Annotated in this window: 20 protein-coding genes; 14 read left to right on the top strand and 6 right to left on the bottom strand. The window is 59.3% G+C overall.

What is annotated here, in order from left to right; all coding sequences use genetic code 11:
* Positions 1 to 5: 5 nt before the first annotated feature.
* Together IT444_13170 and IT444_13165 are read right to left on the bottom strand one after the other, a co-directional pair.
* The gene (locus tag IT444_13170; protein MCC7193720.1) at positions 6 to 2,126 is read right to left on the bottom strand and encodes a heparinase II/III family protein; all 2,121 of its coding nucleotides are present in this window, start codon (positions 2,124 to 2,126) and stop codon (positions 6 to 8) included.
* 22 nt (positions 2,127 to 2,148) lie between these two features.
* A complete protein-coding gene (locus IT444_13165) occupies positions 2,149 to 3,189 on the bottom strand; it encodes a hypothetical protein (protein ID MCC7193719.1) in 1,041 nt (346 codons plus the stop codon).
* A gap of 153 nt (positions 3,190 to 3,342) precedes the next feature.
* Here IT444_13165 and IT444_13160 point away from each other — a divergent pair, with 153 nt between their 5' ends.
* Positions 3,343 to 4,095, top strand: a complete 753-nt coding sequence (locus IT444_13160; protein ID MCC7193718.1) for a pyridoxine 5'-phosphate synthase — start codon at positions 3,343 to 3,345, stop codon at positions 4,093 to 4,095.
* 96 nt (positions 4,096 to 4,191) lie between these two features.
* On the top strand, positions 4,192 to 5,175 hold the full coding sequence (locus IT444_13155; GenBank protein ID MCC7193717.1) for a hypothetical protein: 984 nt from the start codon (positions 4,192 to 4,194) through the stop codon (positions 5,173 to 5,175).
* 82 nt (positions 5,176 to 5,257) lie between these two features.
* Here the strand turns inward: IT444_13155 and kdsB are convergent, their stop codons facing one another.
* Positions 5,258 to 6,007, bottom strand: coding sequence for a 3-deoxy-manno-octulosonate cytidylyltransferase (gene kdsB, locus IT444_13150; protein ID MCC7193716.1), 750 nt, complete (start codon positions 6,005 to 6,007; stop codon positions 5,258 to 5,260).
* Positions 6,008 to 6,071: 64 nt separating this feature from the next.
* Positions 6,072 to 7,613: a tetratricopeptide repeat protein gene (locus IT444_13145; GenBank protein MCC7193715.1), complete on the bottom strand. Its 1,542-nt coding sequence runs from the start codon at positions 7,611 to 7,613 to the stop codon at positions 6,072 to 6,074.
* Positions 7,614 to 7,820: 207 nt separating this feature from the next.
* Here IT444_13145 and IT444_13140 point away from each other — a divergent pair, with 207 nt between their 5' ends.
* Genes IT444_13140 through IT444_13130 form a run of 3 tightly spaced genes read left to right on the top strand, consistent with a single transcriptional unit; the run spans position 7,821 to position 10,120 of the window.
* On the top strand, positions 7,821 to 8,111 hold the full coding sequence (locus IT444_13140) for an antibiotic biosynthesis monooxygenase (protein MCC7193714.1): 291 nt from the start codon (positions 7,821 to 7,823) through the stop codon (positions 8,109 to 8,111).
* A 50-nt stretch (positions 8,112 to 8,161) separates the two neighbouring features.
* The gene (locus IT444_13135; GenBank protein ID MCC7193713.1) at positions 8,162 to 8,950 is read left to right on the top strand and encodes a 4-hydroxy-tetrahydrodipicolinate reductase; all 789 of its coding nucleotides are present in this window, start codon (positions 8,162 to 8,164) and stop codon (positions 8,948 to 8,950) included.
* Positions 8,951 to 8,995: 45 nt separating this feature from the next.
* On the top strand, positions 8,996 to 10,120 hold the full coding sequence (locus IT444_13130) for an undecaprenyl/decaprenyl-phosphate alpha-N-acetylglucosaminyl 1-phosphate transferase (GenBank protein MCC7193712.1): 1,125 nt from the start codon (positions 8,996 to 8,998) through the stop codon (positions 10,118 to 10,120).
* A 188-nt stretch (positions 10,121 to 10,308) separates the two neighbouring features.
* Here the strand turns inward: IT444_13130 and IT444_13125 are convergent, their stop codons facing one another.
* Complete coding sequence (locus IT444_13125) at positions 10,309 to 13,668, bottom strand: hypothetical protein (GenBank protein ID MCC7193711.1); 3,360 nt, start codon at positions 13,666 to 13,668, stop codon at positions 10,309 to 10,311.
* A 292-nt stretch (positions 13,669 to 13,960) separates the two neighbouring features.
* Between IT444_13125 and IT444_13120 the strand changes: the two genes are divergently transcribed.
* From IT444_13120 to IT444_13080, 9 genes are all read left to right on the top strand, one after another.
* Positions 13,961 to 15,352 (top strand): hypothetical protein, encoded by a 1,392-nt coding sequence (locus IT444_13120; GenBank protein ID MCC7193710.1) that lies wholly within the window; start codon positions 13,961 to 13,963, stop codon positions 15,350 to 15,352.
* Positions 15,353 to 15,625: 273 nt separating this feature from the next.
* A complete protein-coding gene (locus IT444_13115) occupies positions 15,626 to 15,871 on the top strand; it encodes an AtpZ/AtpI family protein (protein MCC7193709.1) in 246 nt (81 codons plus the stop codon).
* A gap of 46 nt (positions 15,872 to 15,917) precedes the next feature.
* On the top strand, positions 15,918 to 16,388 hold the full coding sequence (locus IT444_13110; GenBank protein ID MCC7193708.1) for a hypothetical protein: 471 nt from the start codon (positions 15,918 to 15,920) through the stop codon (positions 16,386 to 16,388).
* 67 nt (positions 16,389 to 16,455) lie between these two features.
* Positions 16,456 to 17,448 (top strand): F0F1 ATP synthase subunit A, encoded by a 993-nt coding sequence (gene atpB / locus IT444_13105; protein MCC7193707.1) that lies wholly within the window; start codon positions 16,456 to 16,458, stop codon positions 17,446 to 17,448.
* A 235-nt stretch (positions 17,449 to 17,683) separates the two neighbouring features.
* Positions 17,684 to 17,971 (top strand): ATP synthase F0 subunit C, encoded by a 288-nt coding sequence (locus tag IT444_13100; protein MCC7193706.1) that lies wholly within the window; start codon positions 17,684 to 17,686, stop codon positions 17,969 to 17,971.
* Positions 17,972 to 18,141: 170 nt separating this feature from the next.
* Entirely contained in the window at positions 18,142 to 18,756 is a 615-nt protein-coding gene (gene atpF, locus IT444_13095; GenBank protein ID MCC7193705.1) for a F0F1 ATP synthase subunit B, read from the top strand.
* A 79-nt stretch (positions 18,757 to 18,835) separates the two neighbouring features.
* Entirely contained in the window at positions 18,836 to 19,429 is a 594-nt protein-coding gene (gene atpH, locus IT444_13090) for an ATP synthase F1 subunit delta (GenBank protein MCC7193704.1), read from the top strand.
* Between the two features lie 69 nt (positions 19,430 to 19,498).
* Positions 19,499 to 21,061, top strand: a complete 1,563-nt coding sequence (locus IT444_13085; protein MCC7193703.1) for a F0F1 ATP synthase subunit alpha — start codon at positions 19,499 to 19,501, stop codon at positions 21,059 to 21,061.
* A 315-nt stretch (positions 21,062 to 21,376) separates the two neighbouring features.
* A complete protein-coding gene (locus IT444_13080; GenBank protein ID MCC7193702.1) occupies positions 21,377 to 22,642 on the top strand; it encodes a citrate synthase in 1,266 nt (421 codons plus the stop codon).
* A 101-nt stretch (positions 22,643 to 22,743) separates the two neighbouring features.
* Here IT444_13080 and IT444_13075 read toward each other — a convergent pair whose 3' ends face one another.
* Positions 22,744 to 24,927 (bottom strand): glutamine synthetase III, encoded by a 2,184-nt coding sequence (locus tag IT444_13075; GenBank protein MCC7193701.1) that lies wholly within the window; start codon positions 24,925 to 24,927, stop codon positions 22,744 to 22,746.
* Positions 24,928 to 25,250 lie beyond the last annotated feature (323 nt).

Genomic DNA, 25,250 nt, shown 5'->3' with positions numbered 1-25,250 from the left:
GCGGATCACTTCGGCTGCGTCACTTCAACCTTGGTCGGCCCAAGATCAATCTGCCAGGTCCGACGCTGATCGTTGACCCGTTCGATCACCGTGACGCGGGTTTCACCCTTGTCTCCGATCACCGGCGTGATCGACTCAATCGACTCCGTGCCCCGTAGCGCGTACACCGTCACAAACCGTGCTGACTTCCCATTGACCCGCCGCACCAGCGTCGGGGTTTTCTGGTGGACGTAATAGCCGATCCCCCGCGTCGTGAAAACCTGCTCGCCGGGCAGACTGACGAAATAAAACGGCAGCGAATCCTTGCCGCGCACGAACCGCCACGGGTTGTCGTTTTCCGCGCGTGTGATGCGCTGGGTTTCCTTCAAGTGCTGATACCCGTCATCCGTGCCCAGCGTCGCAGGCTCAGCCTTCGCAGGCGACTGGCTCGGCACAAGATCGTCGGCTGTCGCATGGGCGAACAAGTCGATCTGCGTCTGACGATCGGCCTCGACCTCAAACACATCCACAAAAAACTCCGGCGTCAGCATCAGGTACCGGCGCAGCATGGAGCCGGGATATGCCTCGTCGCTCTGGGCGGCACAGGCGGTCCAACCTTCGCCGTTTTTGAGCCAGAGCAGTTTGCCGGTCGTCGCTTCCTGGCTGACGCCTCCGAGCGTCACCGTGTTATGCGCAGCGGTTTTCTTGACCCAGGTCTTGTATTCGGGATGCGAATAGTCGAGCCGACCGGGATCGAGCAACCACTCGCGGCCGTTGGTAAACAGGGTGATGCTCAGCTTGTCGTAATGTCCGTGGCCGCCCTCGTGTCCGCCGCCGTGAGGACCATAATCCATGACGACGCAACTGGCGTCCTTCCCCTCACCTTGTCGGAGCATTGCCAGGCCGGCATCTGCAAGGGCTTCGCTGCCGTAATGAGGAGGCCAGACCGCCTGCACGTCGGCACCAACCAGTTTTTTGAGTTTGGCGTTGTCACCGCGTGCCCACGCCTGGGCGAATTCCATTTCGTGATAAGTATGCCATCCCCACTCAAACGCCCAGTCGAGCATGGCGATGTTGTTCGGGTCAGAGTCGTTGATGACCGGAAAAGTTCCATCGGGATAGGTCGCGTGGAGCGGACCAAGGATCATCGACTTGAGCTTGGGATTACGGTAGATATCCAAGCCGAGGCGTCGGGTCATGTCAGCGATCTGCACCATGGGTTGCAGTGCGTAGTTGTGATAGGCCATGGAGCCTTCGTACCACATGCCGTCGTTGCCGATGCTTTTCTCCAGTTGGAAATAGACGCCGCCATTCATGGTCAGCACACGCTCGACGAGGTCGGCATCCTGCAATACCGAGGCAATGGCGATCAGGCCGGCGTTGTACCAGGTCTGGTGGTTGTTGATGCCCTGGTTAAAGCGCAGCAGCGAGTCAGCGGTGGCGCGGAAAAAATCTTCCTCAACGTGTTGCTTCTCCGCGACGTTCCAGGCTGGTGAATTGCGCGTCAGGTCGTAAGCCTGCGCAAGACTGATCGCGCCGACCGCCTCGTCAAGACTCTGCACATATCGCCGGCCGCCCAGAGGGGCCAAAATGCCCTTGTGCCCCCAGCGATCGAGACGACCGGGGTACGTGTGATAGTCATCGGCGTATTTGAGGAGGATGCGCTTGACCCCCGCGACGTATTGATCGTCGCCTGTGTATTGATACGCCCAGCCCAGTGCCAGTGCGGCCCGCTCGGAGTCGTAGTGCAGTTTGCAGCGATAAGCGGCGATGGTGCGTTCATCGCTGAAGATTTTGCCGGTGACAGGGTCTTTATGCTCAGTCGGCGAGACATAGACCAGCGGTGTGCCGGTCTCCATATTCGCATAGTAAAAAATCCACTCGCCGTATCCGTCCGGCAGCGGTACGGGTTTATCCACCAGCGGCTGGGCGGCGGCGATGGCGGCAGCTCGTCGGGCGGCGAAGTTGTCGGATTTTTTGGTCGCTTCCCACTCGGCGGTGGAGGTCGCAGTGCGTGGCGGCGCAGGGAATACAGGTTTGGATGCCTCACCCCCGGTTTTTGCCTGCTGTGCCTCAGCAGACGTGTGCCCGGAGGAACACGCCGACAGGATCAGGACCAGAACGATCCGCGATATTCGAGTGAACATAGGGAAATAGTAGCAGCAGAAATCAGACACGCGCCGTCGCCGGCGGGATCAACCGCGGCATCACGAGCTGGATGTAATTCCGCGCCAACACATGCTGGCCTTCCTCGCCGGGATGCACGCCGTCAGCCGCCAGATGCCGCAGACTCGGACCATAAATCTCTCTGCCATCCACGTAAAAAAGAGAGGCATCGCCGTATCGTTGAAGCACTTCCACTCCTTCACGGGTATATGCACGGTAATCCTCGGGGCGTTTACCCTGCGAATTAGCTTGTCCGTCATGAAGCGTGGAGATGAACGAGCAGACCACCAGCGGGGTGCGCGGGTGCTTCTGCCGAATCGTCCTCACCAGGCCGATCACCGCGGCGCGAAACGTCCGTTCGTTGAGTGTCGGCGGATACCATGCATTACCGCCGACGCACACACTGATCAGGTCCGCCGGCAGGTCACGAATCATCTCGGCGACCATCGGTTCGAGATGCTCCTGCCCGCCGTAACCGAGATTCGTCAGATGCAGATCAAGCTCACGGGCGACAATCGCCGGCCAGGTCTCGCTGGGGCCGGCGGCTTCCTTCGCATGTGTGATCGAGCTGCCGTACACCACCCAGCGCGGACGGACATCCTTCCAGGATTCAACTGTCGCACCTTTATCAATCTCCACACTGCGGACACGCACCGGCAGGTACTGGGACGGCATGTAGATTTCGATCCGCCGGAGCTTCCCTCGGCTCACGCCCTTCCCAGTCGAGAGCGGGGCAAACTCCACCCGACCCTGTCGGCACGACTGCACAACGCGGGAGTGAAGCTCTCCATCTACGAGCAGATCCCACTTCCATTGCTGCTCCCAGTGTTCAATAGCTTCAGCCTCGACGACCACACGATCCGTGTCACTCATGAACGTCATGCGCACGCCTGATGGACTTTCCGCACGCGGCAAGAGTGCAGACTCGAACAGGTCGATCTCCTCGAAGCGCAGCCGCCAGGGTTTCACCGAGGTGGGGGTGACTTCGAGCGAGACAGCACCTTCAAACACGACCGGGCCTTGAGTCAATGAGAGTGTTTGCATGACGCAAGGATGATACGGGACAAACCGGCATCGCGTGACGCAGCGGATTTCCCCTTGCACTCCGTCGAGCTAGGATTGAGCAGCACTTTCGGAGGAAGCTGAAACTTCCGAAGATAAACACAACCACAGCACCTTGTTATTCTCTTTTTCATCATGATCGAACTTGGAGTCAACATCGACCACGTCGCCACGGTACGCCAGGCGCGGCGGACCTATGAACCGGATCCCGTATGGGCGGCCGCGGAGGCACAGCTCGGCGGGGCCGACGGCATCACCATGCACCTGCGTGAAGATCGCCGTCATATCCAGGACCATGATGTTGAGCGCGTCAAGGCGATGTGTCACGTAAAGCTCAATCTGGAAATGGGCGCAACCGATGAGATGGTCAACATCGCCTGTCGCATCCGTCCCAGTCTCGCCATGCTCGTACCCGAGGGCAGACAGGAAGTGACGACTGAAGGCGGGCTGGATGTTGCCGGCCAGTTGGCGCGGCTGACCGAAGTCGTGCGGCGTCTCAACGGAGCGGGCATCATTACCAGTGCGTTTATCGACGCCTTGCCTTCTCAGGTCGAAGCCGCCGGAAAAGCGGGCTTTTCCGTGTGCGAAATCCACACGGGGCCATACGCACACGCTTTCCATGAGCACGGCGGAAACCTCGACCATCCAGCAGTGGCGGCTGAACTGACGAAAGTCGCCGACGCGGGTCGGCGGATCATCGCCGCAGGTATGCGATTCAACGCTGGACACGCACTGAATTACGTGAACGTCAAACCTATCGCGGCCCTGTCGGGTATTCGAGAACTGCACATCGGCCACTCGATCATCAGCCGGGCGATTTTTACAGGTTTGCGGTCCGCGGTGGCGGAGATGAAGCGGCTGATGGTGGAAGGGGCTAGGGACAGATAATTGTCGCTGACAGGTCGCGGATGGCCGATTGAAAGTAAAGACTCCGATCACTCGCCCGTCAGATCAGGCGGCGACCGGCCTCTGTGGACTTCAATCATGAAACATGCTCTTACCCTGCTGATGGTACTCGTGCTGGCTCCGTTCGTACTTGCGGAACAGCCGTCAACGGAACCCTTGCCGGAGACGCTTAACTTTGATCAGGTTTTTCAGAAAAACGACCGTGTCCTGTTCGTCGGCGACGAGCTGACGCAGCAGATGTTCTACACGCGCGGCATCGGAACCGCGGTCCTGGCGCTGCGACCCGGACAGGACATCCGGTTCATCAACGGCGGCTACGAGGGCGCGACCTCCGGCAGCGCGCTGGAATGGATCGACGACCTCATGGGGCTGGCCAAACCGACCGTGGTCTTCATCTGTCTCGGCTCTAATGACATCAAGGTCGGCGGCGATATCGCGGCGATTACGCAGAGCTTTGAAACAAACCTCGAAAAACTCATCGGTCGCATCCGCGCCAGCACCACGGTGCGTCAGATCATCATTCTCAGCCCCCCTGCCGTCGAACGTTCGCGTGACTCCGCGCAGCGATGGAGCGATGACAACCTGGCACTGGCTGAACTATCCAAGGCAGCCTTCCGCGTCGCGGGCCGGACGAAATCGAGTTACATCGAGCTGCTGAGTCATCTGCGGCAGGTTTATGTCGATGCCCGACAAGCCGAAGGTGAAGAACTCACCCGCGCCGGTATGCCCAGCGAGGTCGCGCATGTCGTGATCGCCAGTCTGGTGCTGCGCGGCGTGGGCGTGACGCCGAAGATGCTTGAGTCCGTGGGCTGGTCCCCCCTGCCGCCGCTACGGATGCGCCGGGTACGGCAAGCTCTGGCGATCTCGGTCAAGCCTCCGACCCTTGAAGCTGCGGAAAAAAGCCGGAAACTCTACGAGAGTTTCGGTGAATTTGACGAGCGATTTTTCCGACTCTGGCGTCTGGCACCCAAGCATCCCTCTCTGCCGCCACGCGAAAAACTTCAGGCCGCCGTGGATGAATCCTGGGCTAAGGTTGAAGAGGCCGCCAGCGCGTACCGTTGAAAGTAACCTGTCACATTCAAATCAACATCAGCCGTAGAGCATCACTGCCACGTGAAATGAACTGTTGTCCGTGAATGCTCGATCAGGTGCGCATGCGGTGACGCTGCACGAATGCCGCGTACTGTTCGGGCGTATCGATGCCGTGGTGACGTGCCTCGGCATGAATCACCGCGATCGCATGGCCGTGCTCCAACGCGCGGAGCTGCTCAAGCTGCTCGGCCTGCTCCAGCGGTGTCGGCGGGAGAGTGACGTATTGAAGCAAAAACTCGCGGCGATAGGCGTACATGCCCGGATGCTTCAGCGGACGACTTCCCGGATTGCCGCGACGATCACGATCAAACGGAATCAGAGATCGTGAAAAATACATCGCCCGGCCGCGCTGATCGAGCACCAGTTTCACGATGTTTGGATTACTCGGATCCTCATCGGGAGCAAACGGGCTGGCGAGTGTCGCCATCGGCGCGCCCGCATCCGCCGCGAGACCATCAATGAGCCGATCAATCAATTCCGGCTCGATCTCCGGCTCGTCGCCCTGCACATTGACGACGATGGCGGACTCCGCCGGCGGGATCGCGCGGACGACCTCGGCGATACGGCTCGTGCCGTTGGGATGGTCAGCACGGGTCATCGCCGCCTCTCCGCCGAAGCGACGCACAGCGTCAAAAATCCGTGGGTCATCCGTGGCGACGATCACCCGGCTGACCCGCTTTGCCTGACGCGCCTGCTCGACGACGTGCTGAATGAGCGGCTTACCCGTCTCTGACGCCAGCGGTTTGCCGGGGAAGCGGGTGGAGCCGAACCGCGCGGGGATGACAGCGAGGGCTTTGGACATAACCGTTTGGTTTGCTGGTATGACGACCCGCCGATTCTCGCGGGAGGCTGCGGAGCGAAATCAATCACGTCGCAGGCTTGGACAGGTCTTCCACGATTTTGCGGATTTTTTCCATGCGTGCCCGGATGTCCTTGTACCCGATGTTGGTCTGCATGATCTGCGAACCGCTCTTCTGCGCTTCTCGTGCGTGTTCGAGATTGTGATTCTTGATTGCGGAACGCTCCAACGCATCCATCCGGTGATAGAGCAATTCGAGTTTTCGCTTATCGTCGGGGTTGGCTTTGAGGCCCTCGTCAAAAGTCTGGATCGCTTCGTCGAGCCAGCCTTGATGAATGTAGCACTGGCCGAGGTATTCATTCGACGCAGCACGCCATTTCGGGTCCACCTTGGCCTGCTGAAACGCGCTGATCGCCTCGTCGAATCGCTTCATGGCAAAAAGACGGCGGCCTAACTCATAACGCACACCCATGTCGGTCGGGTAGTTCTGTGACCGCTCAGTGAACTCGGTCAGTTCGAAATGGAGCTTCTTATTCGCTAACTCCATGAAAGCCTTGCGATCTTCGGAGTTGGGCGCGGAAGCCTCAGCGATCGGTTTGAGAACCCGAAGCTGACGGTTGTACTGGCGGATCTTCACATCGCCGATGCGGGCTTTGTGCTGGTATTGACCCGACTTGCCCCAGATATCGTGCAGAAGCTTGATCGCCTCGTCGTCCGTGGAATCCGATTCTTTCAGCAGCAGCGCATCGACCAGCTTTCGGGCACGGTCGAGATCGTCGGGTGCTTCCTCAAGCTCAGCACGACGTCGGGTGATCGTCTCCTCGATGACCGATTCGGTCTTGCCGATTGCGTCATCCTGCTCAAGCTGGCGTTGCTTTTCCGAGTCCTTGATGTTTTCACGGAAGTCGCCTTCCTTGCCTCCGCCGTAGTTGCCGTCACGGATCGTTCGTTCCGCTTCGAGGTCCTTCAGACGCTGGAGATGCTGGCTGTTGGCGGGATCCTGCGCGAGGATCATTTTGCAGGTTTCAGCTGCTTTATCGAAAGCGTTGACTCGCGCGAAGAGTTCACGCACTTCGATCAGTTGCGATACGGATAAATGCTTGGCACGCGGCTGGATGATGAGCGAGCCGATCCAATAGGCAAACTCACCGAGTTGCAGATCCTGTTCGGCCTCGTCAGCCTCGACAGCACGGCTCATGGTCGCAATCATCTGTCCGATGTTGTCGGGGTCTTTGAGCCAGATTTTCTCCGCGTGGAGAAACTTGTGAACGGGGCCTTTGCCGCCGCCGAATTTTTCACCTAGCCCTGCGGACTTACCGCCGCTGAGTTTACGTTTACGGGCCACATCGTAAGCGGCCTCGTGCGACTTCATGTTGTCGGGGTCGTGCTCTAAGCCGTGGATGTAACACTCGATCGCGAAGTCATGGTCGGCCACGGCCTGCGCATGATGGAACCATTTTTCAGCCTTGCGCTCGTCGCGCTTGAAGCCGCCGCCTTCCTCGGCTCCGCCTGCCGGCGCGGAACCGGCTGACGATTTTGCGCTTGCGGCACTCCCGCCGGCTGGGGAGGGAGTTTCGTCTTTGCTTTTCTTAAAGAAGTTAAAGGCCATGCTCGATTTTCAGGCCGCCGGAAGAGACAGTTGATGATTGCTCCGTAGCCCGTGATTGTCGCGTAATTCTAGCGTAGGATCAAGGCCAAGACGTTACCGGACGGTATCCGAAGCAGACCCGCGTCAGTGCGGCTCTCGTTGTGGATGTTTGCCCGGCCGTCTGGTGTGACGTAATCTTCGGGCGCGATTGTTAAGGAAACCGCAGTCATGGTTACCGTCGGCATGAATTACCAGATTATTCCCGGCAAAGAAAAAACCTTCGAGGATGTCTTTCGGGCTGTCGTCGGGGCCATGAGCAAAATGCCCGGCCACTCTCGGAGTAACCTGTACCGCGATGCCTTTGATGCTCAACGCTATCTCATCGTGTCGGACTGGAGCGACCGGGCGGCCTTTGATGCTTTCATCCGCTCGGAGCAGTTCCGCAATGTCGCCAACTGGGGCAAAGAACAGATCCTTGCCGGTCGCCCGACACACGAGTACTACGAGAAAAACGCGTAAAACCACGATTCGCGGTTGCGCAACAGCAAATTGATCGAGCAGGATTACCCATGATTTCCATTGCTATCAACGGAGCCGCGGGCCGAATGGGTCGGCGTCTGGTCGCACTGGCGGCTGAGGATTCCGATCTTCGGGTCGTCGGGGCGCTGGACCGAACCGAAGTAGGCCAGGATGCCGGTCTGCTGGCGGGGATTAAGAAGCTGGACGTTCCCGTGACACCTTCGCTGTCAGGGAAAGTGGACGCGGTAATTGATTTCACCGTTCCCGCGGGTACGCGCGCCGCCATCGAAACGTGCGTCAAGACCGGTTCCGCCCTGGTGATCGGAACCACCGGCCTGGCTGAAGCTGACCAAAAACTCATCGATGATGCCGCTGGAAAAATCGCCGTCCTCCAGGCACCAAACATGAGTCTGGGCGTCAATCTGCTATTCGCGCTTGCAGCCCAGGTCGCCAAACGGCTGGGCGATGATTACGACATCGAGATCACCGAAGCTCACCACCGCTTCAAAAAGGACGCCCCTTCCGGCACCGCATTGGGGATCGCACAGGCTATCTGCGATGCGACCGGCAAAAGCATCACAAAAGATGTCGTGCATGGCCGACACGGGGATGAGGTGATGCGACAGCGCGGACAGATCGGCATGCACGCCCTGCGCATGGGTGATGTCGTCGGCGAACACACCGCGAGCTTTGCCACGTTGGGCGAGAGACTGGAGCTGACACACGTGGCTACAACCCGTGATGTGTTTGCACGCGGCGCACTGCGGGCCGCCAAGTGGCTGGCTGCCCCGGATCGGAAACCCGGACGGTATCGCATGGCGGACGTGCTGGGTTTGTAGGACACTTCGGCGCATGATTCGACGCACGGGAGAAACCCGGCACCCATGATCGTTCTCTGTCTCATGCTCGCGGTAGCAGCATTTCTGCTGAGTGCCCCGCTCACGTGGGTGTTGATCGGCCTGAGCCATCGCCGCGGACTCGTTGATGCGCCCGACTTGACGGGAGGCCGTAAAAATCACGCCCGGCCGACTCCCAACACCGGCGGCATCGCGATTTTTTCAGCTATCACTATTCCCATCGCCCTGCTGATGGCGGCGATCTGGCTGGTGCCGCAAAACACATGGACGGGTCCGATGGCTGCGGTCGCACCGCACATCGAGGGACTTCGCAGCCAGACTCCGATGGCCGTTGGTGTGCTTGCAGCACTGCTGGCAGTTCACGTGCTCGGACTCATCGACGATCGTAAACGTCTGGGGCCTTATTCCAAGCTCATCGTGCAACTGCTGATCGCTCTGGGACTCGTGCTGTTCTGTCAGTTGCGAATACTCGAATTTCTTGGCCGCCGCTACGGAATGCCGGGCGAGCTGGTCAGCGTCGTGCTGTCCGTGTTGTGGATTGTCGTCATCGTCAACGCTCTTAATTTTCTCGACAACATGGACGGCCTGACTGCCGGCATCGGCGCCATCTGTGCGGCACTCTATCTGGCGGCCACGCTGATCGGCGGCCAGTGGTTTGTTGCCGGAACCGCGGCACTGCTGGCGGGAGCACTGGTCGGATTTCTCGTGTTCAATTTTCCGCCGGCGAAGATTTTCATGGGTGACGGCGGCTCGCTCGTCGTCGGCCTGCTGCTGGCGATCGTCAGCATCCGCACGACTTACTTTGCAGCGGACGCGACCCACATGCCGGGAGCCTGGTACGGCGTGCTCATGCCCCTGATGGTCCTGGCAATCCCGCTTTATGACTTCACCAGCGTCACCCTCATCCGTCTGGCGCAGGGTAAAAGCCCATTTCAGGGCGATCAAAATCATTTCTCCCACCGACTCGTGCGGCGGGGTCTGAGCAAACGTGCGGCTGTCATCACCATCTGGCTTTGCACCCTCGCTACGGGACTGGGCGGGGTGATCCTCGGATCACTCGACGGCTGGAAAGCCGCAGTGGTCGCAGGCCAGTCTGCCGGCGTCATCGTGCTGCTGGCTATCCTCGAACGCAGCGGTCTCCGCGACCCGTAAAGCCCTCGATAGATATGACCAAGAACCCTGACGATCCACCTGGGGAGCTTCAAGCAGATTGCACGCAGGTATGGGCGACCGCCTCCGAACAAACTTGAACACAAGCGGCGTATTGGTTCATTGAAATCGGCACAAAAAAAGCGGCGTCTTTCGACGCCGCTTTGGGTTCGGATCAGATTTTTCTCATATCAATCCAACGGCTTGGTCACGTTGTACGCAGCGGGATTCGCCAACAGGCCGGGGAACAGATCCTCTTCCTGCTCGTTGGGGATGATGATCGTGGGCTTGATGAGCAGCAGCAAGGTGCGCTCGTCTTTGACCATGCTGCGGTTGGTGAATACGCGGTTGAGGAGAGGAATCTTCGAGAGCACGGGAACGCCTGCTTCGACCTCCACTTCACCCACAAGCCGCTGACCGCCCAGCAGCAGGGTGCCCTTGTCCGGCACACTAACCGTGGTGTCCACCGTGGTGGTTTCCAGTTCAGGCAACTCGATCGTGCCGGTCGTTGTCTGAATCGCGCTGCCGGTACCAGTACCAGTGCCGGTCGTCGGCGTCGTTACGACGGTCTGTTCGATCGCACGCAGACGCGAGACATTACGCAGCAGCGGCCGAACGGTCAGTGTGACATAACGGCGGTCGGCACTGATGGTGCCCTTGACGTAGAGGAGCATACCGCTGGTAACGGTGTCCGGCGTCTGCTGAAGGGCTGTGGTGCCGGGGATCGCTTCAAGCTCAGCAATATAGGTCAGTTCTTTACCAACGAAGACGAAGGCGTCGTTGCCGTTGATGAATGTGACACGCGGCGCGGTCAGAGTGATCGACCGGCGGTTGGCCTGTGTCGCGGTGACGATCAGGTTGACCTGAATGTCATCCAGATAATTGATGCCGATGTCGAATGACCGTCCGGTGCCTGTCGGTCCGCCGGTACCGGGGATCGTCATGGTGGGAGTGGTCGTCAGCGTTCCGGTCGCAGGGAAGGTGTTACCCATGGACGAGCTTTGCCGCTGCGCCAGACCAATCGTGTCGTTATTGATCGAGATCGGACCGAACTTTCCGCCCGGATTGGTGATTGTCACGTCGAGGTCAACACCGATTTCATCGAGGAAGTTCTGATCGACGAGGAGGAAGCGTCCTTCGACAGCGATCTGCATGGCGCGGGTTTCACGGAGCAGGGTGAGGAGCTTGGTGACGCCCTGATGCAGTTCCGCGGTGGCCTTGATGATGAGGTTCCCGTTGAGTTCCTTGAGGGAGCCGCCTCCGCCGCCGGCCTCGCTCCAGTCTTCCGGATTGCCGACGGTGGTCTGGATCAGCTCGATCAGCTCATCAATCTGCTTCTGGCGATCTTCAGCACTGCTTTGCGCGCTGGTGCTGTTGGAACTGCTGCTGTCATCACCAAAGAGGCCGTTGTCACTACTGCTGCCACTGCCGCTGCCGCTACCGCTGCCGCTGCTGTTGTCGCGGTCGGAGCCGGACTCGAATGCGTTCCCGATGTCAAAGCTCGGCACGCTCTTGATCGGTTCAATGCGGTGGAGCAGGTCACGGATGTCGTAAACACGAGTGTCGGGGTTACGAACCAGGTTTTCAACCGTGTCGATATTCACCACGCCTTCACGAATGGCGTAGTTAATCGGACGGTCGGGACGGCTGACGAGTTTGATGACCAGTGCCAGAGCTTCATCCGCAGCGACGTTCGTCAGTTCGAGAGTGATCGGCATGTCCTGCTCGATACCGGCTTCGGACAGCGCGTTCCAGTTGACGAAGAAATTCAGCCCGGTCGTGTTCTTCAGATATTCGATCACGTTCACGAGCTTGTTATTGGTGAAATTCACAGGAACAGGCTCGTGAAGCTTGGCCATGACATCGAGATTCACCTTGGACTCGCCGCCGGTTGCACCCAGATCGGCAAGACGACGCTGCGTCAGTTGCGGCCAATCCGACGGGTAAACCATCAGCTCTGTGAAGGGAATGGTGGCTTCGATGTTTTCCGTGCTCTGATGGGCGATCGCCAGCTCGCGGTTCCGGAGAGCCGCTTTGGTCTTGACGTAGAGCCTGGAGTCCTCAACCATCTGCTTGAGGGCATCGACTGCATCATTATTCGGGTCGATGAACAACGCCTGATTGAGCACCTCAATAGTCTGGTCGTATTTCTGCTCGGCTCGGAGGGCCATCGCACGACGAATGAGGCGTTGCACTTCCTGTTCGCGCTCGTTGAGGATGCGCGCTTCCTCGCGCTGCTCCTCGACGACTTTGGTCTTTTCGGTTTCCTGCTTCTGCTTGGCCTCGGCCAGACGCTGCTCGTCCTGGAGGCGGGCACCGAAGTTCACCGCTTCCTCACGCATCGCACGGTAACGGGCACTGGGCAGACGCTGCTCATTGCGATCGAGCGAAACTTTCGCCTGTTGGACTGCTTCGATGGCCTGGGAATACTTGCCTTCCTGACGGAATGACTCCGCCTTGTTCATCAGAGCCTGCACCTCCGCGATTACCTGCTGGGTGCGGAGAGCTTCGGCACTCAGCTGCGTGTCGAGGATGTCACGCGGTGCATCGGCGGCACCGCCAGTCCTGGCCTGAACAGCAGCCAGTGCTGCCTTAGCCTGTTCATTGCTCGGATCGAGTGATAGAGCGGATTGATAGCTGCTTGCTGCGGCGCGGAGTTGGCCGGCTTCTTCAGCCTGACGTCCTTCCGCCAACTGCTGCTGCGCCCGAAGATGACGAGCCTGGGCCAGCAGGTCGTCGCTGGCGCCGGCGACAGGCGTGGTTTCGGACACAACGGCTGGTGACTGGGTCGTTTCAGTCACAACGCTTGAGGTCTTGACAGGAGCGGCTTCGGCTTCCTTGTTCACCTGCGGGGCTGGGGCGGAGATGCCGTGGGTCGTCTCGACATAAACCGGCCCGCTGCTGCTGGAGCTGTCCGCCGCTGCTGCGATGGTGCCCATCTCCGCGCGACGCTCCGCGATCAACTGCAGCTGGCTGTCCACTCGCTGATTGTCGAACCAGCCCAAGTCCACGCCGCTCTTCTTGACGCGAGTTAGTTTCTTTTCGGCGGAATCCAGCTTGCCTTCCTGGATATCGTTCGCGGCTGAATCCACAATCGCCCGCTGTTTGGCGACTTCAGGTTTGCGTGCGCGTTTTGCGTCAGCCAAGCCGGATTTAGCGGTCGAGCGTTCGGCATCGCTGGCGTTGGGATTCTTCAGGACTGCTTCATACAGCGACTCGGCCCGCTTAAGCTCGCCGTTCTGTCGGGCTTCGGCAGCCTGTGCAAGCTGAGACGATGCGCTGGTGCCAGCGGCGTTGGAGGACGCCATCTGCGACAGCACTTCCTTCATCCGGGTTCGGTCCTGAGAAGGAAGCTGGACCGGATCCACTCGGTTGAAGATCGCCTCGGCTGCTGCGTAGTCACCGCTGGCGAACTTCTGCATGCCCTCTTCGTAAAGCTGCTCCGCTGATTGTTCCGCTGCCGGCTCGTCTGCTCGCACCATCGAAGGTGCGACGCTGGAAAGCAGCGATGCTGAGAGCGCCATGACGATGAAGGATTTACGGTGGAGCAAAGGAGAGCCTCCCTGAGTCATGAATGTCGGCGGCTTATGGCCGTTCGACTGCCGTGCTTGATTGACTACGGTTCTGATGGATCACGCGACGCCACCAAGGGGAAAACCGAGGGTTCCAGAAGTGGGCAGCATAAGCATCGGGACAAATCGCCGCAAGTAGCATTGACACGCCGCAAGTTATCAGCCGCGCCGAGGATACGGCCAATCCCGCTTTCCACATCGGGCTTCAGGCAGCAATCCATGCCGTTTCCTGATTCTCGACAATCGGCCCACTCCCGCTGACAATTTCCACATGCCTTCAACAAGCCTCCGCGTCGGCACTGCCAGAGTTGATATCACCCCGCCTGCGGGTACCCAGGTCGCAGGCGGCATCGGTGCTCGTCGTATCGCTGAATTTGCCCTCGATCCGCTCTACGTTCGAGCTAACGTCTTCGAGCTTGGCGGCCGAAAATTGACGATCGTCGTCTTTGACGCCACGATCATTACGCTCCCGATCACCCAGGCGGTCCGTGCAGCAGCAGCTGAAATGGGCTTCGCCCCCGATGCGGTCATGGTTCAGGCCACGCAGACGCATACCGCGCCGGGATTGGGACAATTCATGCTTGATGACGCCTTTATGCCGTTCCCCGCGGAGTTCGACTTTATTCGAGGCAATGACCCGACCTTTGACCAGATAGCGGTTCGCGGAGCGGTAAACGCACTGCGTCAGGCGAATACCTCGCTCCATCCGGTGAAGTTGGGCATCGGCAGCGGCTACGAGGGTCGGCTGGCGTTTAACCGGCGTGGAATCACTAAAGATGGCTGCGCAGTCATGCCCTGGTATGGTTCGGGCGGTCCGCTGGGGCCTACTCACGTCAAATATGCCGAAGGCCCCATGGACCCCGAGGTCGGCGTCCTCGCTGCGCGGAGCAACGATATGAAGCTCCGGTCCGTGCTCATCCATTACACCTGCCACCCGGTTTGGCTTTTCCCTCGTCCGGTGATTTCAGCAGACTGGTGCGGTGCGACCTGTGATGAGGTCGAACGGCTCGGCGGTATGGCATCATTCGGTGGTATGGCGACCGTGCTCAACGGCTGCTGCGGAGATGTACATCCCTGGCCTTTCTATCAACCGGACTTTACGTTCGACCATCTCTCCATGGGTCGTGAACTGTGCAAAATGTCTCGTCGCGTGATCGAGTCAATGAGTTTTCACGACCCGGATGTTCTGGACTGGAAGGTGCAGCGGATTCACTTGCCCGTTCGCCCGGTTGAGGCTGAAAAGCTCGCTGCTGCGGAGAAAATACTCCGTGAACAACCTACCCCGGTACTGGCCGCCAATGGTCGCGGCGTAAGCGGAGAATGGATGCGTGCAGCCAGCACCTATAGTGTGCATCTGCTGCATCAAAGGTCACCTCGGTTTGAGTACGAGGTTCAGGTGCTGCGACTCGGTGATGCGGTGATCGTCGGCATGCCCGGCGAGCCGTTCGCCATCGGCGGCCTCCGGGTGAAGATGGCCAGCCCCGCCAAACTGACCATCACCGCACACATGACTACGCAATATGTCGGCTATCTGCCGACTCGCGAGGCTATACCACACGGCGGGCACGAGGTTGACACGAGCTACTGGGCCAAGTTCCAGCCAGAGGCATTGGACCTGGTTGTGGATGCGGCAGGCAGACTGATCCAGAGCATGTTCCAATAAACCGGCATGTCATAAATGATGACCCCGATTGTGGGCTGCGCTGATGATGGAGTTCGCTCGCGGATTTTTAAGTGATCTGGACACCGATCCTGACTTGCCAACAGGCCCCATTCCTGTTTTCTGATGTTTGACGCCTGCGCGCGGTTCCATTACATTTTGCGGCCCGACGCTGTACGGCGTTCGGGGGCGTTCGCGGTGAGTCCATAAGGGCGGTTAACGTCCGACTTTATGCCCTCGCTGGTGTCGCTTAAATTTTAATAATGATCGGAAGTCATGGCCGAGCCGCCCTTCAAGGCGCCTGGTGGTCGCAGGTCGGATTCCAACTATCGGGCCAATCCGTTGTCCCTCGTGGGTACCGGGCTTGAGCTGGGTGGAATCGTCGCGATACTGACCCTGCTGGGATGGTGGCTCGACCGTCGGTACGACCTGACGCCATGGCTGATGCTGACCGGAGCGTTCATCGGCATCGTCGGCGGCCTTTACAACGTGTATCGCCAAGGAAAACGATACTTCAAGTAATCTCTCGCGACCCTTACCGACACCTCGTAACCACCCGCGACTCATCGTGAACTCCCGACCACGCCAACCCGCATTCCCCCTCCTTCAGGCCATCGGCCTCCTGACACTCGTGGCGGCGGTGGTCGGTCTCATTTGTTTATGGGCGGTTCCCGCTGCTTTCAATCATCCGGACGGCGCACAGCGCGGCGTAATGCTGATGGCGGTCATCGCATGGTTTTCCCTCATCCTCAGCATTCTGCCTGTCGGAATGCTCGGACCACTGGGCGTGATGCCCACGGTGTACGGCTACTTCCTCGGCGGTGCCGCCCGTGTCGTGATCTGCCTGATCATGGGTGTTGTGCTGGTGAAAGCGGCACTGCTCCCTGTTGGCCCAGTCATGGTGACGCTGGCGGCAATGTACCTGCCGCTGTTGTTCGTCGAAGCGGCACTGGTCGGCCTGTACCTGTGGAAGAAGGATTTTTTAGGAAATGAGAACGGCGACGTACCCGGCGGTGCGCTGCCGCATGGATCGCACTGACGCATTGAACTGAATGCAGGAGCCGGCCGGCTGGTGTCGGCTCCATGAAACAAGGATGCCTCGCGTGATGGATTCTCTGGTTCCGATGCTCGCTGCCAATCCCGTCGATCACGTCATTGACAAGCCCATCATCGAGGGTGACTGGGGCCTCGGTCATGGCTGGGTGATCAGCAACGTGACCGTCATGCTGGTGCTCTCGGGTATCGTCACTGCACTGGTAGTCATTCCCGCAGCCCGCAAAATCGCCACCGGCGGTCAGCATGGGCATCGCACCATCGACGACTACCGCACACAGGGACTCTGGTCGAACCTTGTCGAAACGATCTGCCTCTATCTCCGCGATCAGGTCTTTCGCCCCGTACTCCACGAGCAGACGGATCGTTTCGTTCCGATGCTCTGGACGTTTTTCTGGTTCATCCTGATTAACAACATCCTCGGCCTGGTCCCGATCCTCGACGCCACGGCCGGCATCGGCCATCTGATGGGAGCGGAGATCGGCCACCACGGACACGGCATCGGCGGTACGGCGACGCAGTCGATCTGGGTCACCGGCGCACTGGCTGTCATCGCCTTCCTTTTCTACAACTTCGTCGCACTGGTCAAGGATCCGATCGCCTACTTCAAGCACCTGACTGCCGGTGCTCCGGTCCTGATGTGGCCGATCATGATCCCCGTCGAAATCCTGGGCATGTTCGTCAAGCCCTTTGCTCTGGCTCTGCGGCTTTTCGCCAACATGACCGGCGGTCACATCATCATCGCGGTCCTGCTGTCCTTCGTCGTCTCGCTCATTCAGGCGCTGGGCGGCGTGGGTTACGGCCTGGCGGTGATCCCCCTGCTGGGTAGCGCGGTCATCAACCTGCTGGAGATCCTGGTGGCGTTCATCCAGGCGTATCTCTTTACGTTCCTTACGTGTCTCTTCCTTGGTCAACTCGTCGTGCATCATCACGAGCATGGCGAGGAACACGGCAACGGCGACGGCCTGCCGCATACGGGGCCTCACGATGACACCGTAGGATTCGATCGTCCCAACCATCCGGCTCACGGAGCGCCTCATGCGTGAATGACCGGTTGGCCGGTCATCGACTTGAACGAGAGACTGCCCTCTCGCTCAAACGATGCTCGACGATCAACGAACTGTTTATCCGCCCCTGCCCGGCGAGTGAGACGCCCGGCCGTGCCCGCGAGGGAAGGGGTAACAACCGATGCGATCTCGCCGCATCAATGTCAGGAGTCTGGTTATGAAGAAGGCATTCGTATTTGCGGCGCTGGCCGTGCTCATGTGCGCGGTACCGGCGATGGCACAGGAGCACGCGGCGGCGACCGCCAGCGCAGGCTGGTGGGTGTTCCCCGGTGGTCTGGCGACGGCGTGGCTCGGTGCGGCACTGGGCACCGGCCTGATCGTCATTGGTGCGGCACGCGGCATCGGCAACATCGGCGCTTCGGCAGTCGAAGCCATCGCTCGTCAGCCCGAAGCCGGCGGACAGATCTTTACCTCCATGCTTCTGTCAGCGGCCCTCATCGAAGGCTTTACGCTCTTCGGTGTCGTCGTAACGCTGCTGATCGCCCTCAAGTCCGCCGCCTGAGTTTGGAAAAACGGGATGCTGACTACAGACCCGGCGACACGCGATCTCGCATCGCCGGCATCTGAAACTGTCTCACCCGACCGTCTCTCGCACACGGCTCCGGCCGTGTGCTCCCGCGCCCGACCATCGGACGCGCGAGCACCGGCCACAACCGCGATGAAGGATTACGCATGAAACTCGGCTCAAAACCCGGCTCGAAACTCTGCCTCGCCTCCCTGCTGGTCCTGGCGCAAGCCGCCGTCGCTTTTGCAACAGAAGCGTCACACGGCGGCGCGGAAGCACCCGCTTCACCCTTCGCTGGCACGATCTATCAGTCGGCAGCGGCGGTGCTCGTATTCGTCATCCTGCTCGTGCTGCTGCGCAAGTACGCCTGGGCACCGATCCTCAAGGGTCTGCAGGACCGTGAGAACAAAATCAGGACCGACCTTCACAGCGCCGAGTCCGCTTCGAAAAAGGCAGCCACCACGCTCGCCGACTACCAGCGTCAGCTCGCCGAAGCGAAGCAGCAGTCGGCTGAAATCATGGAGAACGGCCGGCGCGAAGCGGAAAAGGTCGCGGCCCGCATCCAGTCAGAAACTCAGGCTGAGATCGACGCCATGAAGAAACGCGCCACCGCCGAGATCATCTTCGCCAAGGAGCAAGCGCTGGCTGACATCTTCTCACAGGCGGCAACGCTCGGATCGGACATCGCAGGCAAGATTCTCCGCCGTGAAATCAACCCCGCGGATCAGCAGCGGCTCGTGCAGGAATCACTGGCGACTCTCAAGAAAGAGGACCTCAACTGAATGACCGTTGCCGGTCGGGATCAAGCGATCCCGCGGCAGTTCGTGTCTTCACAACGACCATCGGCAATCGGAGCTATGTATGGCTGAGCAATCAAGTGATCTCTTTCATATGGTCGAAGCGGTCTATGCCCGTGCTCTGCTGGAGCTGGCCGAGGAAGCCGCGCAGGTCGAGCCGGTGGCCGATGAGATCGCCCAGATTTATGACCTGGTACAGAAAGAGCCGCAGGTCACGCAACTGCTGGCGAGCCGAACACTGAGCCTCGAACAACGCGACGAAGTTCTGGTCAAGGCGTTTCAGGGGAAAGTCAGCGATCTGGTTTTCCGCTTCCTCCGCGTGCTGGTGAGAAAAAACCGGTTCGATGAGTTTCCCGGTATCGCGCAGGCATTCCGTCACTTCGTCGATCAGAAACACGGCATCCTCGAAGTGTCAGCCTATGTCGCACAGCCGCTCGATAACGAATCTTCCAACCGCATCACACAGCGCGTCGGCGAGCTGACCGGCCGCAAGGTTCGCCTGCGACAGACGCTTCAGCCGGACATGGTTGGCGGGGTGAAAATTCGCGTCGGTGATGAGCTTATTGACGGCTCGGTGGCGACGCAGATTCGTCTCATCAAGGAAAAACTGATCGAAGCGGGCCGCACAAAGGCACGCGAAATGGCGGGCAGAGTTTAACGAGGCGGGTACTACCAGTCTCAAACGAATAACCTTGGGCTTTCAATCACGGGCCCTCCGGAGTCTCTCATGAAGATCGAAACATCCGAAATCACCAGTGTCATCAAACAGGAAGTCCAGCGCTTCTCGCAGGAGCTGGAAGTTTCGCAGATCGGCCAGGTCATCGAGGTCGGCGACGGCATCGCCCGCGTGTACGGCCTGTCGAAGGCGATGGCGGGCGAGATGCTCGAGTTTGAGATCCCCGCAGAGGGTGGCCGCGCCGCGGAAACCGTCATCGGTCAGGTCTTCAACCTCGAAAACGATGTCGTTGGTGCCGTTATCTTCGGTGACTACCTCAAGATCAAGGAAGGCATGCAGGTACGCTCCACCGGCCAGCTCCTCTCCGTACCTGTCGGCGAGGGGGTGCTGGGTCGCGTGGTCAACGCCCTGGGTGAACCCATCGACGGCAAAGGTCCGATCCAGACCAACGAACGCCGCAAGGTGGACATCATCGCCCCCGGCATCGCCGACCGGCAGCCGGTCAAGCAGCCGCTCCAAACCGGCGTCAAGGCGATCGACTCGATGATCCCGATCGGTCGCGGTCAGCGTGAGCTGATCATCGGCGACCGTAAGACCGGCAAGACCGCCGTCGCCATCGACGCGATCATCAATCAGGCATACACCCACAAAACCGACCAGCCGGTGTATTGCATTTACGTCGCTGTCGGCGGAAAGGAATCGACCGTCGCCGGCGTCGTCGAGACGCTCAAACAACACGGGGCGATGGCGTACACCACGGTCGTCGTCGCGTCTTCGGCTGACTCGGCACCCATGCAGTACATCGCGCCGTACTCCGGCTGCACGATGGGCGAATATTTCATGTGGAAGGGCAAGCACGTGCTGTGCATCTACGACGACCTGTCGAAGCAGGCAGTCGCCTACCGCCAGCTTTCCCTGCTGCTCCGTCGCCCGCCCGGTCGTGAGGCGTATCCCGGCGACGTGTTCTATCTCCACAGCCGTCTGCTCGAACGCGCCACCAAGCTCTCCGACGAGAATGGCGGCGGCTCACTGACCGCGCTGCCCGTCATCGAGACACAGGAAGGTGACGTGTCGGCGTACATCCCCACGAACGTCATCTCGATCACCGACGGCCAGATTTATCTGGAGCCGGAGTTGTTCTTCGCCGGCGTGCGCCCGGCGATCAACGTCGGTATCAGCGTGTCGCGCGTCGGCGGTAACGCACAGATCAAGGCGATGAAGGAAGTCGCCGGCTCGCTGCGACTCGACCTGGCGGCCTACCGCGAGCTTGAAGCCTTCGCCCAGCTGGGTACCGAACTCGACAAAGCCACGCAGCGGCAGCTTGATCGCGGTGCCCGCATGGTGGAGCTGCTCAAGCAGCCGCAATACGTACCGATGGACGTGATCGATCAGGTCATCCAGATTTTCGCCGGCAGCCGCGGGTTCTACGACGACATGCCGGTCAATCAGGTCAATCCCTTCGCCAAGGCACTGGTCGAGCACTTCAAAGGGCCGGGTGCGGCGATCCGTGCAGAGCTGGAAAAGTCACAGTCGTTCAAGGGCGGCGTAGAGGAAAAATTTAAAGCAGCCATCGGCGAGGTGAAAACCACTTGGGTGAGCAAGAACGCCAAGTAAGTACTCACCTCTGACAACTTGATCCGCTAGCAGAAGGCAGGAGTCCATCACGACTCCTGCCTTCTTCATTTGAATCAATGGCAATCGATGCGCTCGCTCCTCATGTTTTGGATCAGGAAGGGCATCGGCTCCGGGGCAACATCCTTGCGGGTGACATCAAGGCAGGAGCGTTTAAGCACTCCCGCCTCATGCGCCGATCACGCTAAATCCGCTAAAAATAAGCCTCGTCGGTGACTGGCAGCGCGCCTGATTTGCCCCTAAACTACGGAGATGAACGCTCGCCTCACCAGTAGTGCAACGCCTACCGAGAAAGCCATGACGGATACGGCCAACATTCTGATTAAGGGTAAGTCTGTGGAAATGCCCGTCATCACGGGTACGGAACACGAACACGCCATCGACATCAGCTCGCTGCGTTCCCAGTCCGGCTACATCACTCTCGACGACGGATACCGCAACACAGGTTCGTGTCAGTCGGCCATCACCTTTATCGATCCCGAAAAAGGCATCCTCCGCTACCGCGGAATACCGATCGAACAATTCGCGCAGCATTCGAGCTTTCTCGAAACAGCCTGGACACTCATCTATGGCGAACTGCCCAGTCGCGCACAGCTCGACGCATTCACCCGTGGCGTTGCGAACGGATCGGCAGTCAGCCCGGAACTCCTGAACATCCTCAAGGGGTTCCCGCGCGACGCCAACCCCATGGCGATGATCTCCGCTTGCGTCAATGGTCTGTGCGGGCAGCATCCCGAAGCTCTTGACGTGGACTACGGCAAGCACTTCGACTCGACGGCCATGAAACTCATCGGCCAGATCAAAACAATCACAGCCGCAGTGCTTCGTCACCGGAACGGCCAGGCACCTGCCTCTTCCAGTCCCGGTGAAACGTACACGGCTGATTTCCTCAACATGATGTTCGGCGCGGGGGAACATCGGGCAGAGACTGCGGCTGCGCTCGACCTGATTTTCCTGCTCCACGCTGACCACGAACAGAATTGTTCCGCTTCGACGGTTCGCATGGTCGGTTCAAGCCACGCGAACTTATTCACGAGCTGTGCGGCGGGCATTTGTGCGCTGTGGGGTCCGCTTCATGGCGGTGCAAACGTCGAGATCATGGAGCAACTTCAGGAGATCAAGGCCAGCGGCGTCAACGCGAAGGACTTCCTCGAAGGCGTCAAGGCCAAGAAATACCGCCTGTTTGGTTTCGGGCACCCGATTTACCGCAACTATGATCCCCGCGCCCGTATCCTCAAAGCCGCTGCCGACCGGGTGCTCGCCCGACTCGGCGTCAATGATCCGCTCCTCGACCTGGCCAAGCAGTTGGAAAGCGCAGCTCTGGCGGACGACTACTTCGTCTCCCGCAAGCTCTACCCCAACGTCGATTTTTATTCGGGCATCATCATGCGGGCAATGGGTATTCCCGTTGCGATGTTCACTGCCATGTTTGCCGTTGGTCGCATGCCTGGATGGATCGCGCAGTGGAAGGAAGTGCGGGACACCAAGGGCAAAATCTATCGTCCTCGACAGATTTATGTCGGTAAAGCTCTGCGCGATTTCGTACCCATTCAAAAGCGCTGACCTCGAACTTCTTGACACTTCGTTCAATTAAAAAAACCCAGGCATGTTGATGCCTGGGCTTGGGGATGATCTCCGGATTTGATGCTGCCGCCGATCTCCGCTTACCGGATGAACAGCATTTCGCGGTAAGTGGGCAGCGGCCAGAGGTCGTCGGCGATAACTGATTCGAGCAAGTCGCTGAACTTGCGTGCCTCGAGCATGGCCGGGATGACGTGATCCCGCAGGTGGCGTGCGTGTTCAGTCAGGCTGCCATTGGGGTGATGACCGATGTTTTTCTCCAGCGTCTTGACGGCACCTTCGAGACCCTCGACCAGTTTGGTGATTTGACCCAGGCCGCTGGTATCGCCGGGGTGGCCAGCCTGTTTCATGGCTGCGGCAGTCTGCGCCAACTCACCCTGATAGCGATACGCCGCAGGAAGAATGAACGTCTTGGCGATGGTCAGGCAAACTCTGCTTTCGGTATTCACATCTTTGACATATCGCTCAAGATAAATCTCACAGCGGCTGTGCGTCTCCCGTTCGGTAAGGACGCCGTACTTAGCGAGCACTTCGACGTTTTCCTTATCCATCAGGTGCGGCAAGGCGTCAACCGTGTTCTTGAAGTTGGGCAGGCCGCGCTTTTCCGCTTCACGGTGCCACTCTTCCGAGTAGCCGTTGCCATTGAAAATAATCGCCTTGTGATCCTTGGCGAGTTGCTGGAGCAAGTCCTGCACAGCATCGGCGAGCTTTTTCGGATCGCCTTTGGTGGCTTTTTCCAGGCTCGTCGCAATGTAATCCAGCGACTCGGCGACGATCGTGTTGAGCACGACCAGCGGGCCGGCGATCGATTGATTGCTCGCCACCGCGCGGAACTCGAACTTATTGCCAGTAAAGGCAAACGGACTGGTCCGGTTACGGTCGCCCGCGTCCTTGGGCAGCGGCGGCAGCGTGTCGACGCCGACGGTCAATTCGCCCTTCTTCTTCGATCCCTTGAGCTTACCTTTCTCAAGCTGCGTGAACAGATCGGTAAGCATGTCACCCAAAAAGACGGAGATGATCGCAGGCGGTGCTTCGTTGGCACCGAGGCGATGATCGTTGCCCGCAGAAGCAACGGCAACGCGAAGCAGGCCGGGGAACTTGTGCACAGCCCGGATAACGGCTGCGCAAAAGACCAGAAACTGCATGTTCTGGTGCGGCGTGTCCCCTGGGTCGAGGAGATTGCCGACATTAGGCCCGCCCAGCGACCAGTTGAGATGCTTGCCTGATCCGTTGATGCCAGCGAAGGGCTTTTCGTGCAGCAGACAGGCCAGACCGTACTTTTCGGCGACACGTTTGAGCGTGATCATCACAAGCTGCTGATGATCGGTGGCGACGTTGGCGTTCTCATAAAGCGGAGCGATTTCGTACTGTGAGGGCGCGACCTCGTTGTGACGAGTCTTGACCGGCACGCCGAGCTTGTAAAGCTCGCGCTCGACTTCCAGCATGCACGCCAGCACACGCTCAGGGATCACGCCGAAGTATTGATCCTCAAACTCCTGGCCCTTGGGCGGCGGGGCGCCGAAAAGTGTTCTGCCGCAGATCATCAGATCCGGCCGGGCAAAGAAAAAGTTACGGTCGATCAGGAAATATTCCTGCTCAGGACCGGCGGTGGCGTAGATGTAGCCCGGATCACTGTGGCCGAAAATCTTCAGCAGCCGCGTAGCCTGCTTGGAAAGTGCCTGCATGGACCGCAGCACGGGTGTTTTCTTGTCGAGAGCTTCGCCGGTCCATGAAACGAATGCGGTTGGGATGCACAGCGTCGTGCCGTTGGGGTTTTCGAGAATGTAAGCCGGGCTGGTGACATCCCAGGCTGTATATCCACGCGCTTCAAACGTCGCGCGGATACCGCCTGAAGGGAAACTCGACGCATCCGGCTCACCCTGGATGAGCTGACTGCCGCTGAACTCTGTCAACGCGCCGCCCTTGCCGTCCGGGGCCAGAAAGCTGTCGTGTTTTTCCGCGGTGATCCCCGTCAGCGGATAGAACACGTGAGCATAGTGTGTCGCGCCCTTCTCGATCGCCCAGTCACGCATCGCGGCGGCGACGATGTCGGCGATGGACGCATCCATCTTCTCGCCCTTCTTGATCGTGTTCTGGAGCGACTTGTAAACGTGCTTGGGCAGGCGATCCTGCATCACCGCATCGTTGAAGACGTTTGACCCGAAAATTTCCTTCGCGGGAGTCTGGAGGAAATTCAGCGGGGTCGAGTGAGGCTTGTAGTTCGTGACGGCCGCGATGGCCTCCTGGCGTGCGTTGCTGGTTTTCATGGACGAAATCCGCTCCTGTTAAAGTTAGTGAGGGTGGTGATCTTAAAGCTTTCCGGGCGGTTCCGGGGCCTCGAAACTGCTCTAAGAGCAAAATCCTGCGGCTTGGAATCGCGTTGCACACTGGGCGCGCGGATCGCGCGACTCACAACCTTTGCAACACCGATGCCACAGCTCAAACTAAACGCCGTAAGACGACTCAAGTATTGAATCTGTTGGGTGTTACGTAATTCGATAATGTCGGATCTATCTCACCTGCCGTCAGACAACCGCACATCAAGCGCGCATCGTGATCCGGCTGGCGACATTCGGTGCCTAAATTGTGA

Source organism: Phycisphaeraceae bacterium (assembly GCA_020851465.1).
Lineage (GTDB): Bacteria > Planctomycetota > Phycisphaerae > Phycisphaerales > Phycisphaeraceae > JADZCR01.
This window is presented reverse-complemented; position numbering and strand designations above follow the sequence as displayed.